Source organism: Streptococcus sp. HMSC076C09 (genome assembly GCF_001837905.1).
Classification (GTDB): Bacteria; Bacillota; Bacilli; order Lactobacillales; family Streptococcaceae; genus Streptococcus; species Streptococcus parasanguinis_I.
Genome location: NZ_KV834606.1, coordinates 254,230 through 268,691, shown reverse-complemented (window position 1 = coordinate 268,691; position 14,462 = coordinate 254,230). Strand labels below are relative to the sequence as shown.

General features: G+C 43.0%; 11 protein-coding genes and 2 pseudogenes. 2 read left to right on the top strand and 11 right to left on the bottom strand.

The window, feature by feature from the left end:
* Nucleotides 1-11: 11 nt before the first annotated feature.
* From HMPREF2704_RS01290 to truB, 3 genes are all read right to left on the bottom strand, one after another.
* Nucleotides 12-413 (bottom strand): Spx/MgsR family RNA polymerase-binding regulatory protein, encoded by a 402-nt coding sequence (locus HMPREF2704_RS01290; protein WP_009732658.1) that lies wholly within the window; start codon nt 411-413, stop codon nt 12-14.
* Between the two features lie 171 nt (nt 414-584).
* Nucleotides 585-1,505 (bottom strand): bifunctional riboflavin kinase/FAD synthetase, encoded by a 921-nt coding sequence (locus tag HMPREF2704_RS01285; RefSeq protein WP_070673893.1) that lies wholly within the window; start codon nt 1,503-1,505, stop codon nt 585-587.
* 4 nt (nt 1,506-1,509) lie between these two features.
* Entirely contained in the window at nt 1,510-2,406 is an 897-nt protein-coding gene (gene truB, locus HMPREF2704_RS01280) for a tRNA pseudouridine(55) synthase TruB (protein WP_049472264.1), read from the bottom strand.
* A gap of 181 nt (nt 2,407-2,587) precedes the next feature.
* On the opposite strand from truB, the gene HMPREF2704_RS01275 reads away from it, so the two are divergent.
* Nucleotides 2,588-3,904: an FAD-containing oxidoreductase gene (locus tag HMPREF2704_RS01275; RefSeq protein ID WP_070845444.1), complete on the top strand. Its 1,317-nt coding sequence runs from the start codon at nt 2,588-2,590 to the stop codon at nt 3,902-3,904.
* A 35-nt stretch (nt 3,905-3,939) separates the two neighbouring features.
* Here HMPREF2704_RS01275 and HMPREF2704_RS01270 read toward each other — a convergent pair whose 3' ends face one another.
* The 4 genes and pseudogenes from HMPREF2704_RS01270 to pcrA all read right to left on the bottom strand — a co-directional run bounded on the left by HMPREF2704_RS01270 (nt 3,940) and on the right by pcrA (nt 9,151).
* On the bottom strand, nt 3,940-4,740 hold the full coding sequence (locus tag HMPREF2704_RS01270) for an alpha/beta fold hydrolase (protein ID WP_049474798.1): 801 nt from the start codon (nt 4,738-4,740) through the stop codon (nt 3,940-3,942).
* A 30-nt stretch (nt 4,741-4,770) separates the two neighbouring features.
* A pseudogene (locus HMPREF2704_RS01265) lies at nt 4,771-5,213 on the bottom strand (N-acetyltransferase family protein).
* A gap of 9 nt (nt 5,214-5,222) precedes the next feature.
* Nucleotides 5,223-6,497: a DUF2130 domain-containing protein gene (locus tag HMPREF2704_RS01260; RefSeq protein WP_045759278.1), complete on the bottom strand. Its 1,275-nt coding sequence runs from the start codon at nt 6,495-6,497 to the stop codon at nt 5,223-5,225.
* Between the two features lie 368 nt (nt 6,498-6,865).
* Nucleotides 6,866-9,151, bottom strand: coding sequence for a DNA helicase PcrA (pcrA, locus tag HMPREF2704_RS01255; RefSeq protein ID WP_045760174.1), 2,286 nt, complete (start codon nt 9,149-9,151; stop codon nt 6,866-6,868).
* A gap of 151 nt (nt 9,152-9,302) precedes the next feature.
* Here pcrA and HMPREF2704_RS01250 point away from each other — a divergent pair, with 151 nt between their 5' ends.
* A complete protein-coding gene (locus HMPREF2704_RS01250; RefSeq protein ID WP_024055507.1) occupies nt 9,303-10,493 on the top strand; it encodes a cation diffusion facilitator family transporter in 1,191 nt (396 codons plus the stop codon).
* 181 nt (nt 10,494-10,674) lie between these two features.
* Here HMPREF2704_RS01250 and HMPREF2704_RS01245 read toward each other — a convergent pair.
* The 4 genes and pseudogenes from HMPREF2704_RS01245 to pfkA form a co-directional block, all read right to left on the bottom strand.
* Nucleotides 10,675-11,073: pseudogene (locus tag HMPREF2704_RS01245) on the bottom strand (transporter substrate-binding domain-containing protein); the annotation flags it as partial.
* Nucleotides 11,074-11,101: 28 nt separating this feature from the next.
* The gene (gene lepB / locus HMPREF2704_RS01240) at nt 11,102-11,662 is read right to left on the bottom strand and encodes a signal peptidase I (protein WP_003006560.1); all 561 of its coding nucleotides are present in this window, start codon (nt 11,660-11,662) and stop codon (nt 11,102-11,104) included.
* A 162-nt stretch (nt 11,663-11,824) separates the two neighbouring features.
* Nucleotides 11,825-13,330: a pyruvate kinase gene (gene pyk, locus HMPREF2704_RS01235; protein ID WP_013903352.1), complete on the bottom strand. Its 1,506-nt coding sequence runs from the start codon at nt 13,328-13,330 to the stop codon at nt 11,825-11,827.
* Nucleotides 13,331-13,399: 69 nt separating this feature from the next.
* On the bottom strand, nt 13,400-14,413 hold the full coding sequence (gene pfkA, locus HMPREF2704_RS01230) for a 6-phosphofructokinase (protein WP_021152956.1): 1,014 nt from the start codon (nt 14,411-14,413) through the stop codon (nt 13,400-13,402).
* Between the last annotated feature and the right edge of the window lie 49 nt (nt 14,414-14,462).

Genomic DNA, 14,462 nt, shown 5'->3' with positions numbered 1-14,462 from the left:
CGACATACTTCTTAGTTTATTTCTGCTCTTAGAGTGGCAGAGCGTAACTCTTGTTTTCGATAACTCCGCGGCAAGAAGGCCCGAATTTCGTCTTCGTTAAAGCCGATTTGCATGCGCTTGTTATCTAAAATAATCGGTCTCCTTAAGAGACTTGGATTTTCCTCAATCAGATGAATCAAGGCTGAGATCGATAAATCTTCAACATCAACATCCAATTTTTGAAAAATTTTTGAACGAGTTGAAATAATGTCGTCTGTTCCGTTTTCGGTCAAGGCCAATATACTTGTCAACTCCTGTTTGCTCAAAGGACTTGTCATTATATTGTGTTCTTTAAATGGAACATCGTGCTTTTTTAACCAAGCCCGAGCTTTTCGACATGATGTACAACTCGGTGATAAAAATAATGTAATCATGTGGTTCACTTCTTTTTTATATATAACTATCTAACTCTATTATACAAAAAAATTAGGTGCTTGAAAAGCGCTTTTTTGATTTCTAGTCGATTTTTCTGAATTTCAGTAGAAAAAAAGAAACCACTTTCATTATCCCCAAAAAGACAGCAGAAAAAAGGACTAGGTAACTTCCTAATCCTCGGGCCAGTTTCGTGAAACTGCTTCATCTTCTTTCAATTGAGCCACTAGTTGATCGATCCCATCGAATTTGACCATTTCCCGTATCTTATCCAACCAATGAATGGTCAAAGTATGGCCATAAATATCTCCAGAAAAATCAAAGAGATTGACTTCGAAACGAAGCTCTTTTCCATCAAAGGTGACATTTTTGCCAACAGAAGCCATGCCTCGATAGATCTGCCCTTTAAAATCGACATCAACTACATAAACCCCATCTGATGGTAAATAGGTCCGGTCAATCGGTGCTAAATTGGCAGTAGGATAGCCAATGGTGCGGCCACGCGCATCCCCATGCACGACGATGCCCCGACTGGATAAAGGGTGACCAAGTAGACGGGCAGCTTCTTGGACGCGTCCTTCTAGGATAGCTTGACGAATGCGGGTTGAACTAATCTTTTCCCCCTGATCCAATACAGGAGAAATGACTTCCACTTGACCATCAAAATAATCAGCTAAGTCAGAGGCCGTTTTCTTATCAGAGCCAAAACTATAATCAAATCCAGCAATTAAAACTCGGGCCCTCAAGGCTTTGACAAATTGATCAACAAATTCTTTGGCGGTTTTAGAAGCAAAATCGGTCGTAAAATCAATGAGGAAGAGCTCATCCACTCCTAGTTCGTTTAATTTTTGGAACCGATCCTCAGGACTCTGCAAATGAAGCAGTAATTCTGGTTGGTAGCGAACAAAGGCTAACTTAGGAGATTCAGGAAAGGTTAACAAAGCGACCTTCAAGCCTTTTTCATCCGCGATCTGACGCGCCTTTTTAAAGAGTTCTTGATGCCCCAGATGCAGGCCATCAAAGTAGCCCAGAACCAAAACTGTCTCATTCTCCAAATGGATCTGGTTAGCAGTAGTAATCGTACGAATATTCATGAATTTATTGTAACACACTTTCTGTTAGAAAGACTTTTCGAGGTTTGTAAAGTTCTTCTCTTTTTTCTAAAATGGCTACCAATTTTCCTTGGTAAAAAGCAGCTAACTCTTTGGAGTCACTCTCAACTGGAATAAAGCGTCCCACTTGAACTTCGCCAACCTCTTCTACTGTCAGCTCTACTTTTTCCAGATCCCCGGTGCCAATTTCAAGTGGGTGAAGGAAGCTCAAATCTCCTTGTGCTACTTTTTCAGCCACTTCTTCTAAGGTCAGGGAATCTTCCAGTGACAAACCGGCAGCACTGGTCCGTGTCAGATGAGACATATGGGCTGCATAACCCAGTTTTTGACCCAAATCCACCGACAAGGTCCGGATATAGGTGCCCTTGCTGCATTTAACCCGGAAGCGAAAACGGGCTAGTCCTTCCTCGTAGCCAATCTCACTGGTACGCGTGAATTCATAAATGGTTACCTGTCGGACAGGGCGTTCCACTTCTTCTCCTGCCCGTGCATACTCATAGAGCTTACGCCCATTGACCTTAACCGCGGAGTACATAGGCGGTACCTGCTCGATCTCTCCCACCATTTGGGCAATCATACGATCGACCTCTTCTGCATCTAAAGGCACTTCCACTGGGGTCCGCTCCACGACATCCCCGCTGGCATCCTCCGTTGTGGTAGAAAATCCCAGAGTGATTTCTCCTTCATAGACCTTGCCTTCATCTTGCATGAATTCGACCATCCGGGTCGCCTTGCCAACTGCTATTGGAAGCACTCCCACCACATCCGGATCCAGCGTTCCCCCATGGCCGATCTTCTTAGTTCCTAAGATTTTTCGCAGTTTAAAGACCACATCATGTGAGGTCATGCCTGCTTCCTTTTTTACATTGATAATTCCGTCCATCTGATTTGCTCTTTCTAACTGATTGTGTGACCATCCGGTCCACCGACCCTTTATTATACCATGAAACAAGACTTCTTGTCCCTCTTTCCCCCTTCTCATGAGCTCCTAAAAAATCCCGTAGCAGATTTCAGACTTTTTAAAATGGATTTGATACAATAGAAAGCGAAAGAAGGTGTAACATATGTTAATGTATGATGTTATTGTGATTGGATTTGGTAAAGCTGGTAAAACACTCGCAGCGAAATTATCAAGCCAAGGAAAAAAAGTCGCTCTGATTGAAAAGAGCAAATCTATGTACGGTGGTACTTGTATCAATATCGCTTGTATTCCCACCAAGACCTTGATTGTTGCAGCAGAAAAAGGCTTGGATTTTGAGCAAGCCATGAATGAGAAAAATGCAGTCACTACTCGTCTCAACGGCAAGAACTACGCAACCATTGCTGGAACTGGCGTAGACATTATCGACGCGACGGCTCGTTTCGTTTCTAACAAGGTCATCGAAATTCAAGCTGGAGATGAAAAGGAAGAATTGACAGCTGAAACCATTATTATTAATACTGGTGCTGTGCCAAATGTCCTTCCGATTCCAGGTTTGGCTGAAAGTAAATTTGCCGTGGATTCAACCGGCATTCAACGTTTGGAAAACCTACCTAAACGCCTTGGTGTCCTTGGCGGTGGACCTATCGGATTGGAATTTGCCCACCTATACAATACCTTGGGTAGCCAAGTAACGGTATTGGATGCTTCTGAAACATTCTTGCCACGGATCGAGCCAAGTATTGCAGCTCTTGCAAAAGGCTACCTTGAAGAAGACGGCATTCAATTCTTGCAAGGCGTTCATACCCAAGAAATCAAAGATGGTGACCATAGCTTAACGGTTGTCACAGATAAGGGAGACTTTGAGTTCGATATCCTTCTCTACGCAACAGGTCGTAAGCCAAACACAGCTGGACTTGGTCTTGAAAACACAGACATCCAAGTCACTGATCGTGGAGCGATCCAAGTTAACCGTCATTTGGAAACCAGCGTCCCTGGAGTCTTTGCAGTTGGGGATGTCAATGGTGGTCCACAATTCACCTACATGTCACTCGATGACTTCCGCATTGTCTTCAACTACCTTACAGGCGATGGTAGCTACAATCTCGAAACTCGTCACAATTATGCGACAACACTCTTTATTGCTCCTCCACTTGCCCAAGTCGGCTTGACCGAGCAAGAAGCACGTGACAAAGGACTTCCAGTTGCTGTTAAAGAATTGCCAGTTGCTGCTATGCCACGCGGACACGTCAATGCAGACCTTCGAGGTGCCTTCAAAGCCGTGGTCAACCCAGAAACTAAAGAAATTCTTGGAGTGACGCTCTTTGGAGAAGCTGCAGGCGAAATCATCAACCTGATCACCATGGCGATGGACAACAAGATCCCTTATACTTACATCGCAAAACAAATCTTTACCCACCCAACCATGGCAGAAAACCTAAACGATCTCTTTGCGATTTAACTAGAATAAAAACGCTGGAATTTTTCCAGCGTTTTTTAGTTTAAGAATCCACAGACAGCCTCTTGAAATGCTTTATTTTCTTCATAAAGAGCATGCCCAGAATGCTTAAGAATGAGGAGTTGACAATCCGAAATCGCTTTTGCTAGTTCCTTGGATCCGTCCACACCAATCACATCATCTTCAAGCGCACCAAGGACAAAGGTTGGACACTGAATTTCCTTTAAGACCTCAATGCTATCGTGAGTAAGGCAAGACTGAGACTGAATGGCAATTCTATTTTCATCTTTGATTCGCCCCAAGCGACCCATGATATTATAAAGGAACCGCCACTTTTGATAGCTCTTTTGCGTATAGGAGTGCTTTGCGATATCCAGCATGAGATGCTTAAAAGTTCCAGATTGACTAAGCTTTTGCCAATGCTCAATTCGCTCTCTAGCAAGTTGACTAGGTTTTGCAGTAGTCACGGCTAAGATGAGCTTTTGAACCTTTTCAGGGAAATCCACCACCAACCATTGGGCAATCATTCCACCTTGCGAAATCCCCATAACATAAGATGTATCTAAGTTCAGCGCCTCCATTGCTTCTGCTACATCTGCTGCCATATCCCGCGTCGTATAGCCCTGTCTCAGCTCATTGATTCGAGAAAAAACATAGATTTTGTAACGTTTGGCAAGTATACGGTATGTGATTGAAAAAGGCATAGCCATACCTTTAACCGTCTGCAATCCATCCCCCAATCCTGGTATGATCACTAATGGCTGTTTACCTTTTCCAAATGTTACATAGTCCATGCTCTTTTTGTTCAAATATAAGGTTTTCCCTTTTGTTGAAGACATTACTTCGTTTTCTCTCCTATTTTATCATGTTTATTCATGTTGAGTTTTTAAATACAGAGCAAAGCCGGCAGTTACTTTTTCAAATCCAACTGCCTGATAAAACTGATGTGCAGCATTTCGTTCAGCGGTTAATCCACTATTTAGAGCCAGCGCCTTAACCCCTTCTTTTACCGCTTGTTTTTTCAATTCATCGATTAGCCTACTAGCAATTCCTTGTCGTCTTGTTTCTTTTGCAACTGACAAAGCCAAATACGATAGTAAGACCCATCTGCTTCAAAAAAGAAGAGTTTTGCATAACCTAAGAAACCTAAAATTTCTCCGTTTCTTTCAGCTAAAAGACAGCCATAATGTGGTTGAGAAAGAATCATTTCTAAGCGTCGAGACAGCTTAGAAGCGGTCGTTGGATAGCCCAAGTCTTCGTATAAAGACAGTAAGACTTCCGCATCTTTCATGGTTGCTTTTCGTATCTGCATAGAAGCCTCCTAGTCTTCCTTCAAGGCATCAAACTTCGCTTTCATAGTTGGATTTTTCCGAGTCAATTTTTTAACGGAAACATCATCCAACTTGTTGTTAGCGAGGCGAAGTTGGTTTTCTGATGTGGTGAGGAATTTCTTGACTTCTTCCATCCGCTTGATGGCTTTGTCGATTTCATCGATAGCCTTGCCAAAGTTGACAGAAGCCGAATTGTAGTTCTTAGCAAAGGCTACTTTAAAGGCATCTAGGTCCTCTTCAAAGTGGGTAATATCAATATTTTGTTCACGGACAAGCGCCAATTCCTGCTTGTATTTAAGGGAATTAAGGGCCGCATTACGCAGGAGCCCAATGATCTGGATAAAGAACTGAGGACGGACGACATACATCTTCTCATACTCGTGGCTGACATCGACAATCCCTGTGTTAAAGTAGTCGTTATCTGCTTCAAGCATGGTCACTAAAACCGCATACTCACAGTTCTTTTCTCGACGGTCCTTGTCCAATTCCTTGTAGAAATCCGCATTCTTATGCTTCTTCTCTGTCCCGTCAGCTTCATTCTTCATCTCGAACATAATGGAGATAATCTCCACCCCATTTTCATCGCACTCGCGGAAAATAAAGTCGCCTTTAGACCCACGTGCAGAGACCTTGTTGTCCTTTTCAAAATAGGCATTTGGAAAGGCAAAACTGCGAACCTTGTTGAATTCACTTTCCGCATACTGTTCCAGACTTTCCCCGATGGCCTTGGTCGACTGTTGGGCCTTAAAATTCTTGTAGAACTCGACCTGTTCATTGGCTGCCTTAAGCTGGGCTTCGTAGTTTTGCTTGACAGAAGCTAGGGACAGTTCATTTTCCTTCTCTTGAAGGAGTAATTGGTTTTGTACCTGATCACGCTCCTTCTCCAAATTAGAAAGCGTCTTTTGCAACTGGTTCTCATGCTCCAAGCGCAAGGTGGCCAATTGATTCTCCAGTGCTTGCACTTCTTTTTCTTTCTCTAGCAAGCTTTGGCTAGCTGTTTGCTCCACCTCTTTTTTAGCCAATTCTTTTTCAGTATCAAACTGTTGAATCTGGTTTTGTAACTGAGCAATTTCTTGATCCTTCTTTGCTAACTTCTCTTGCTGCTCATTAAGGGCCTTTTGCTCTGCTAAAGCCAACTCTTGCCGAATTCGCTCATGAATTTCCTTGTCAAACTCTGCTGTCCGTACCTGTGACAAGAGTTCGCTGTATTGACTTTCATTGACTGTAAAGACTTCCCCACAGTTGGGACACTTGATTTCGTTCATAGTATGCCTCTTTCTCTATTCTTAGTATATTATATCATGCCACCAGTAAAATCAAAACCAACAAACGAAGCTTGCTGGTTTTAAGTAAATATTCATTCTTTTATAGAGACTTTCCTTAGGTGAGGACGGACGGTAGCGACTCCCTTTGGGATTCCATACCTTAGATTTGAGCCTTTCGTCTCAAATCTACCGAGCACCAGAAACTAATGCGTTTCTGATGCTTTCCTCACGGCGAAAAGTCTCAATCTATTTTGCACTAGTTCCAAAATATTTTTTTCAATAGTCTCATTCAGTAATAACTTTAGATTTCTGAAAAGATGTTGCTTATTTATAATCTGAAACAGTGGACTTAGCTTACTGGCTTTAGTTTATTTCTTCTCAATCGGCGCGACACTGGCCAAGAGTTTCTTGAGACCCACTTCTGGGAAGTTGATCTTGAGCTCTTGGGTGTTGCCACTACCAGATACTTCAAGCACAGTTCCTTCTCCCCACTTCTTGTGAATGGCAATATCACCAATGGACCAAGCGACGCTTTCTTTAGCAGCAGCTCGGTTACTATTACCAAAAGGTAGGCTTGATGACGTGAGAGCACTTGGGGATGCTTGTCTCTTGCGCTCTTGAAGGGCTTGAGACAGGCTCATGCCTTTTCCAAATGTCGTTCCGCTTCCATTGCTATAAGAAGCCTTAAAGCTGGTATTAACTGGACGGGCTAATCCTTGGTAGGTCAATAAATCCGAGCTAATTTCATTGATGAAACGCGTCGGACGGTTGTAGCTGGTCCGTCCAAAGAGCAAACGAGAGTTGGCATTGGTCAAGAAGAGAACCTTCTCTGCCCGCGTGATCCCCACATAAGCCAAGCGACGTTCTTCCTCCAATTCATCTGGATCCTCTGCTGCACGACTAAGAGGAAAGACATTTTCTTCCATTCCAATCAAGAAGACGACCGGGAACTCCAATCCCTTGGCTGCATGAAGAGTCATCAAGGTGACTTCTGAAGTTTCTTGGGCCCCATCGTCTGTATCGGCAATCAAGGCCAAATCGTTCAAGAAACGACTCAAGGTTTCCACACCTGATTCGTCTTCGACGGTCTCTCCATTTTCATCAAAATTCTTGGTAACAGATAGGAACTCTTGGATATTCTCGATGCGGGCCTGACTTTCCAAATTTCCCTGATTGGTTAGGGCTGTCATATAACCTGTCTTGTCAAGGACTTCTTCGACCAACTCTGTAATGGTGAGCTGGTCCAATCTTTCTCTCAAATCAAGAATGAGATTGGCAAAGTCCCAGATGGCTTGAGCGGCCTTTCCTTTGATGCCTGAGAGCATGATATTGGCTGAAGCATCCAGGAGTGAAGACTCTTGCATTTGGGCAAAGTCACGAATCTTATCCACTGTACCTGGCCCGATTCCCCGCTTGGGTTCATTGATAATGCGCTCAAAACTGATATTGTCACTGAGGTTGGCAATCAAGTTCAGATAAGCAATGACATCCCGAATTTCCTTCCGGCTGTAGAACTTGGTGCCTCCCACCATGGTGTAGGGAATGTTGGACTTGAGCAGCGCTTCTTCAATGGTCCGTGACTGGGCATTGGTTCGGTAGAGAACAGCAAAATCACGGTGCTTGTAGCCAGCTTCGCGACTGAGCTCTTCAATGGTTTTAGCAACAAAGACTGCTTCATCCTGCTCGTCATTAGCCCGATAATAAACAATATCTTCCCCGTCTTCATTTTGTGTCCAGAGATTCTTCGGACGGCGGTGGCGATTGTTTTTGATGACATCATTGGCTGCTTGCAGGATAGTTTTAGTGGAACGATAATTTTCCTCCAACAAAACGACCTTAGCTTCCTTATAATCCTTCTCAAAGTCCAGGATATTCTGCATATCTGCTCCCCGCCAGCCATAAATAGACTGGTCCGCATCCCCAACGACACAGATATTTTTAAAGCGTGAAGCCAAGAGTTTGACCAACTGGTATTGGGCATGGTTGGTATCTTGATACTCGTCTACGTGGATGTATTGGAACTTCTGCTGGTAATAGGTCAGCACATCTGGATGCTGATCAAAAAGACGCAAGGTCAGCATGATCAAATCATCAAAGTCCACTGCTTCTGACTGACGGAGTTCCTTTTGGTAAGCCTCATAGCACTTGGCGACGATCTGGGTGTACATATCGCCAGCCTGGGCGGCGTAGGCCACTTCATCGATCAGGTCATTTTTGGCATTGGAAATAGTCCCCAAGATTGTCCGTTCATTCCATTTTTTAGGATCCAAGTTCAAGGACTTCAAGATCCGCTTCATCAAGGTCCGTTGTTCTCCTGGATCTACAATGGTAAAATTGCGATTGTAGCCAATATGATCCGCATCTCGGCGAAGGATGCGCACACACATGGAGTGGAAGGTCGCAATCAAGCAATCTTGGGTGGCTGGATTCAATTGATAAGCCCGCTCCTTCATCTCCCGAGCGGCTTTATTGGTAAAGGTAATGGCCAAAATATTCCAAGGATTGACCATTTTTTCATCGATCAAGTAAGCGATGCGGTGGGTCAAGACACGTGTCTTACCAGAACCAGCCCCCGCCATGATCAAGAGGGGACCTTCTGTCGTTTGGACCGCCTCTGCTTGGCGATCATTCATACCATTCAATAAAGGATTCATCTCATACTCCTCATTCATTCAATCGTTCTATTATACCACAAAAACCGGTCTAGCTTCTTTTAAAAAAGGACTCAATTGAATTTCCCTTCCAAAAACGATATAATAGTAGCTTAAAGAAAACAGGATTTCATCCGAGGTCTAGGAGGATATTTTGGATAAACCATACAGTAACTTAAAACTGGCCGAACGTGGCGCTATCATTAGTATTCTAGCCTATTTATTGCTCTCTTCAGTAAAATTGGCTACCGGCCATCTACTTCATTCATCCAGTTTGGTAGCCGATGGATTTAACAACTTATCTGATATCATCAGCAATGCTGCCCTGCTCATCGGGATTCGTCTCGCTCGCCAACCAGCTGACCGTGATCACAAGTTTGGTCACTGGAAAATTGAGGATCTAGCTAGTCTAGTCACCTCCATCATTATGTTTTATGTCGGTTTTGATGTCTTACGCGATACCCTCCAAAAGATCTTCAGCAATGAAACAGTTAGCATTGATCCACTCGGTGCTGGCGTCGGAGTGGTTTCAGCCCTTGTCATGCTAGGCGTTTATTTCTACAATCTTCGCTTAGCAAAACGGGCCAAATCAAAAGCCTTAAAAGCAGCCGCAAAAGACAATCTTTCAGACGTCGTCACATCTCTTGGAACGTCGATCGCGATCGCTGCTAGTGCTTTTAACTATCCAATTGTCGATAAAATCGTAGCCATCATCATCACCTTCTTTATCCTCAAAACAGCCTACGATATTTTTATGGAATCTTCCTTTAGTCTTTCAGACGGCTTTGACGATAGTCTCCTCGAAGATTACGAAAAAGCTATTTTAAAACTCCCTAAGATTGCGCGTGTGAAATACCAACGCGGACGGACCTACGGAAGCAATATCTATCTGGACGTTGTCTTGGAGATGAATCCCGACCTTTCCGTCTATGAAAGCCATGCGATCACAGAAGAAGTCGAGAATCTCCTGAAAGAAGAATTTGGAGTCTTTGACATTGACGTCCATGTGGAACCTAGCTCAATTCCTGAAGATGAGCTGATCGAAAACGTTGAAAAGAAACTCTTGACCTACGAAAAACGCCTCTATGCTAAGCAAGAGTTTGATACATTGCTAGCGGATAATTATACCTTGATTGACGACACCGGTCACGAACACAACAAGGCAGAATTAATAGAGGCTCTCGCAAACGACCAAGTTCAATTCCAAAACTTTGAACTGGAGTCCATCAGCCAAAAAACCAAACTCATACGCTATGAACTAGACGGTCAAATCCATACCAGTCTCTGGCGTCGCCATGAAACGTGGCAAAAGATTTTCCATCAAATTACTAATAAAACCGACTAAAAGAGGCTGGGACAAAAATCCTAGCCTCTCAATTTTCTTTGGATTGTCGAGCAAGACGCAGTGGTTGAGTGGGCTCTACTACGCTGATTTCATCAGCTTTTACAGCCCTACTCAACTGTGCGGAGGTGGGACGACGAAATCGAATTCTAACGAATTACCGATTTCTGTCCCACTCTCTTTTTTACTTGATGTCATCTGTTGCTACATCAGTTCCCAACCACTTCTTAGAGATCTTTTGGAACTGGCCTTTTTGATAGAGTTTTACGAAGGCTTCATCAATTTTTTTCTTCAAAGTTTTATCCGCCTTGCGCACCCCTACCGCAAAGGATTCTGTCTCAAAACCGACAGGAAAGACATTATAGTCTTTTAAAATTCCTTCCGTTTGCAGATAATAGTTGGCATAGACACGGTCGATTAAGAGGCCATCGATCCGATCATTCTGAAGATCGATCAGCGCCTCGTTGAAACTCTGGTATTGGGTAGCCTTTTGATTTTTGATCTTATTTTTCAAGATTTTAGGATTGGCTTCAAAATCCATATAGCCAGGCGATCCGGTCTGGGCATCTAATCGTTTCTCTTTGATATTTATAAAAAAAATAGCCTTTCGGCTATTCTTCTACTTTTATAAATCCAAATTTATTGAGAGGATAAAGACGCAGATTCACGACTCCTTCGATCTGATTTTTATGGATATAACCAAACTCACGACTATCTTCTGTATCTCCTCGGTTATCATTTAAGACTAGATAAGTATCGGATGGGACACGACCAGCCTTGGTCCCTTTTAACTCTGATAAAAAGAAATCATCCGTATAATACCCATTACTCGTTGGAGCAGCTAAGTGTTTGTTGAGCATTTTGTTCAGGTAAGGTTCTGGTGTTGCCTGTCCATTCAAATAGAGGACGTCATCTACGTAGCTGACTTCGTCGTTTTCTTTGGCAATGACACGTCCAAGGTATTCTTTTCCACCGACCTTGTATAAGACCAAATCACTGCGATCTACCTGAGCATTTCTAGTCGCTACCACAAGATCTCCAGTTTTCACAGAAGCATTGGCCATTTTATCATTGATACTAAATGGATGAAATACAAAGATTCGAAGCAAAATCAGTGCCAAAACCAGTACACCGACAATGATGACATTTCTAATTAAATCTCTCCTTGGCATGAATGTCTCCCTTCCTTTTTATTTATTATACCATGTTTTTGATCTTTAAAAAAGAGAAAGTAAGCATTAGTGAGAATTCTTGTCATACTAAACAGGAAAAAGAAAAACCTCGCGGTCAATCCTTTCGGACCAACCAGCAAGGCTTTAAGATCAAATTGTCTATTAACGTACTGTACGGATACGCATTGTGTTTGTACGAACAGCTTCTCCAACTGGTACACCAGCAACGATAACGATATCATCACCAGATTTAACAAGACCAGCTTCAACTGCTTTACGTTCAGCAATTTCGAACATATCGTCAGTTGATGAAGGAGCATCTGTCAACATTGGGATAACACCCCAGTTCAACATCAATCCACGTTCTGTCAATTCGTCAAATGTCAATGCCAAGATATCAGCATCTGGACGGTATTTAGAGATCAAACGTGCAGTGTGACCTGTCTTAGTCAATGTTACAACCAATTTGATATCCATTGAGTTTGTAGCATCTTTAACAGCTGAAGCCATAACTTCTGTCTTAGAGTTACGTTCGAATGAAGCTGGGTTCAAACGACCATATTCTTTCAAAAGTGTTTGAGCGTTCATGTCGATTTTCGCCATTGTAGCTACAGATTCAAGTGGGTATTTACCGTTTGCAGATTCACCTGAAAGCATTGTAGCATCAGTACCATCGATAACAGCGTTGAAGACGTCAGATACTTCAGAACGAGTAGCACGTGGTTTTTCAGTCATTGTTTCAAGCATGTTTGTTGCAGTGATAACAACTTTACCAGCAGCATTTACTTTAGAAGTAATCATTTTTTGGTAAACTGGAACCATTTCGAATGGTACTTCGATACCCATGTCACCACGAGCGATCATGATACCATCAGTTACTTCGATGATTTCATCCAAGTTTTCGATACCTTGTTGGTTTTCGATTTTCGCAAACAATTGAACGTGGCTGTTACCAGTTTCTTCACAGATAGCACGAACTTCTTGAACGTCTTTTGCAGTACGTACGAATGAGATCGCGATGAAGTTGATACCTTGTTCCAAACCGAAGCGGATATCGTCGTTATCGCGTTCAGCAAGTGCTGGGAAAGGAATCTTAGTGTTAGGGATGTTTACACCTTTTTGTTTAGCGATGATACCATCGTTTTCAACTTCAACAACAAATTCACGTTTTGCAGCGTCTTTTTCTACAACGCGAAGACCCAATTTACCATCATCAACCAATACTTGGTGACCAACTTCAACATCATCAAAGATGTCAAGCGCACCAGCAACGTTCAAAGCAATCACTTCACGAGTTGATTTGATGCCTTGTTTTGTAGCAACGCGGATACGTTCACCAGTCTTGTATGAATATTCTTTAGCTTCGCCTTCGAACAATTCAGTACGGATTTCAGGACCTTTTGTATCAAGAAGGTAACCAACTTTTTTACCAGCGATTTCTTCTGCACGTTTAACAGTCGCCATACGTTCACCTTGTTCTTGGTGGTCACCGTGTGAGAAGTTGAAACGGAAAGTGTTAGCGCCAGCTTCGATCAATTTAGCAATGTTTTGTGCTGAAGCTTCAACGTCAAGTTTTTCAGCCCAGTATCCATCTTCACCGAATTTTTTACCGCCACGGATTTCTACCGCAGGACCTAAAGTTGCAACGATTTTTACACGTTTGTTCATGATATATATGACTCCTTTTTAAATATATCTGTCTTTTTAAGACAAGGTTAACGAATTTATGAAATAAAATTAGATTGAAGACAAGCTACGGTTCAACTCGGCAAGACCAAGATCAGCTTTATGTGGATTGTTTACCACAATCTTACCATCTTCTGTCAAGCTAAAGAGGGCTCCTTCTTCTGCTTTACCAAGGATTGGGTTTTCAACCATTTTTTCATTACGGATACCAACGGCTACACCACCGATTCCTTGTTTCAACAATTTAACAGCGTGTGCTCCCATACGTGAAGCAAGAACACGGTCACGCGCAGTAGGTGAACCACCACGTTGGATGTGGCCAAGCTCAGTCACACGAAGGTCACTTTCATCACCAGCTTCTTTCAAAGCTTTACCAAATTCATCTGCAGACATCACGCCTTCAGCCAAGATGATGATGTTGTGGGTACGACCTTTTGCGTAACCTTCTTTGATGCTCTCAACAACATCTTCGATCTTGAAACCTTCTTCAGGGATGATGATTTCATCTGCACCAGATGCAATCCCTGCCCAAAGAGCGATATCTCCAGCGTTACGTCCCATCACTTCGATAACGAAAGTACGGTGGTGACTAGATGAAGTATCACGGATCTTATCGATCGCGTCCATTGCAGTTGTGACTGCCGTATCAAAACCAATTGTAAAGTCAGTTCCGACGATATCGTTGTCGATCGTACCAGGAAGACCCACAGCTGGGAATCCAAGCTCAGTCAAGCGCATCGCACCATGGTAAGAACCATCTCCACCAATAACGACAACACCTTCGATCCCGTGTTTCTTCAATTGCTCGATCCCTTTTAATTGACCTTCGCGTTGTGCGAATTCAGGGTAACGAGCTGAATGAAGGAAGGTACCACCACGGGAAATAATATCTCCAACAGATGAGGCGTCAAGGGGCTGAATTTTACCAGCAACCATTCCCGCATATCCATCATAGATACCGAAAACTTCCATTCCTTCTGAAATTGCTTGACGAACAACTGCACGGATGGCAGCATTCATACCAGGGGCATCTCCACCACTAGTTAAAACAGCAATACGTTTCATTTCGTTGTTTGCTCCTTTTTTTCTTTTACATTCTACGTAATTATAACAC

Bases quoted from the DNA above. Each gene is read 5' to 3' on its own strand.
- truB (WP_049472264.1), bottom strand. From the start codon at position 2,406: ATGGACGGAATTATCAATGTAAAAAAGGAAGCAGGCATGACCTCACAT.
- pcrA (WP_045760174.1), bottom strand. From the start codon at position 9,151: ATGAATCCTTTATTGAATGGTATGAATGATCGCCAAGCAGAGGCGGTC.
- HMPREF2704_RS01290 (WP_009732658.1), bottom strand. From the start codon at position 413: ATGATTACATTATTTTTATCACCGAGTTGTACATCATGTCGAAAAGCT.
- HMPREF2704_RS01260 (WP_045759278.1), bottom strand. From the start codon at position 6,497: ATGAACGAAATCAAGTGTCCCAACTGTGGGGAAGTCTTTACAGTCAAT.
- pfkA (WP_021152956.1), bottom strand. From the start codon at position 14,413: ATGAAACGTATTGCTGTTTTAACTAGTGGTGGAGATGCCCCTGGTATG.
- HMPREF2704_RS01275 (WP_070845444.1), top strand. From the start codon at position 2,588: ATGTTAATGTATGATGTTATTGTGATTGGATTTGGTAAAGCTGGTAAA.
- lepB (WP_003006560.1), bottom strand. From the start codon at position 11,662: ATGCCAAGGAGAGATTTAATTAGAAATGTCATCATTGTCGGTGTACTG.
- HMPREF2704_RS01285 (WP_070673893.1), bottom strand. From the start codon at position 1,505: ATGAATATTCGTACGATTACTACTGCTAACCAGATCCATTTGGAGAAT.
- HMPREF2704_RS01270 (WP_049474798.1), bottom strand. From the start codon at position 4,740: ATGTCTTCAACAAAAGGGAAAACCTTATATTTGAACAAAAAGAGCATG.
- pyk (WP_013903352.1), bottom strand. From the start codon at position 13,330: ATGAACAAACGTGTAAAAATCGTTGCAACTTTAGGTCCTGCGGTAGAA.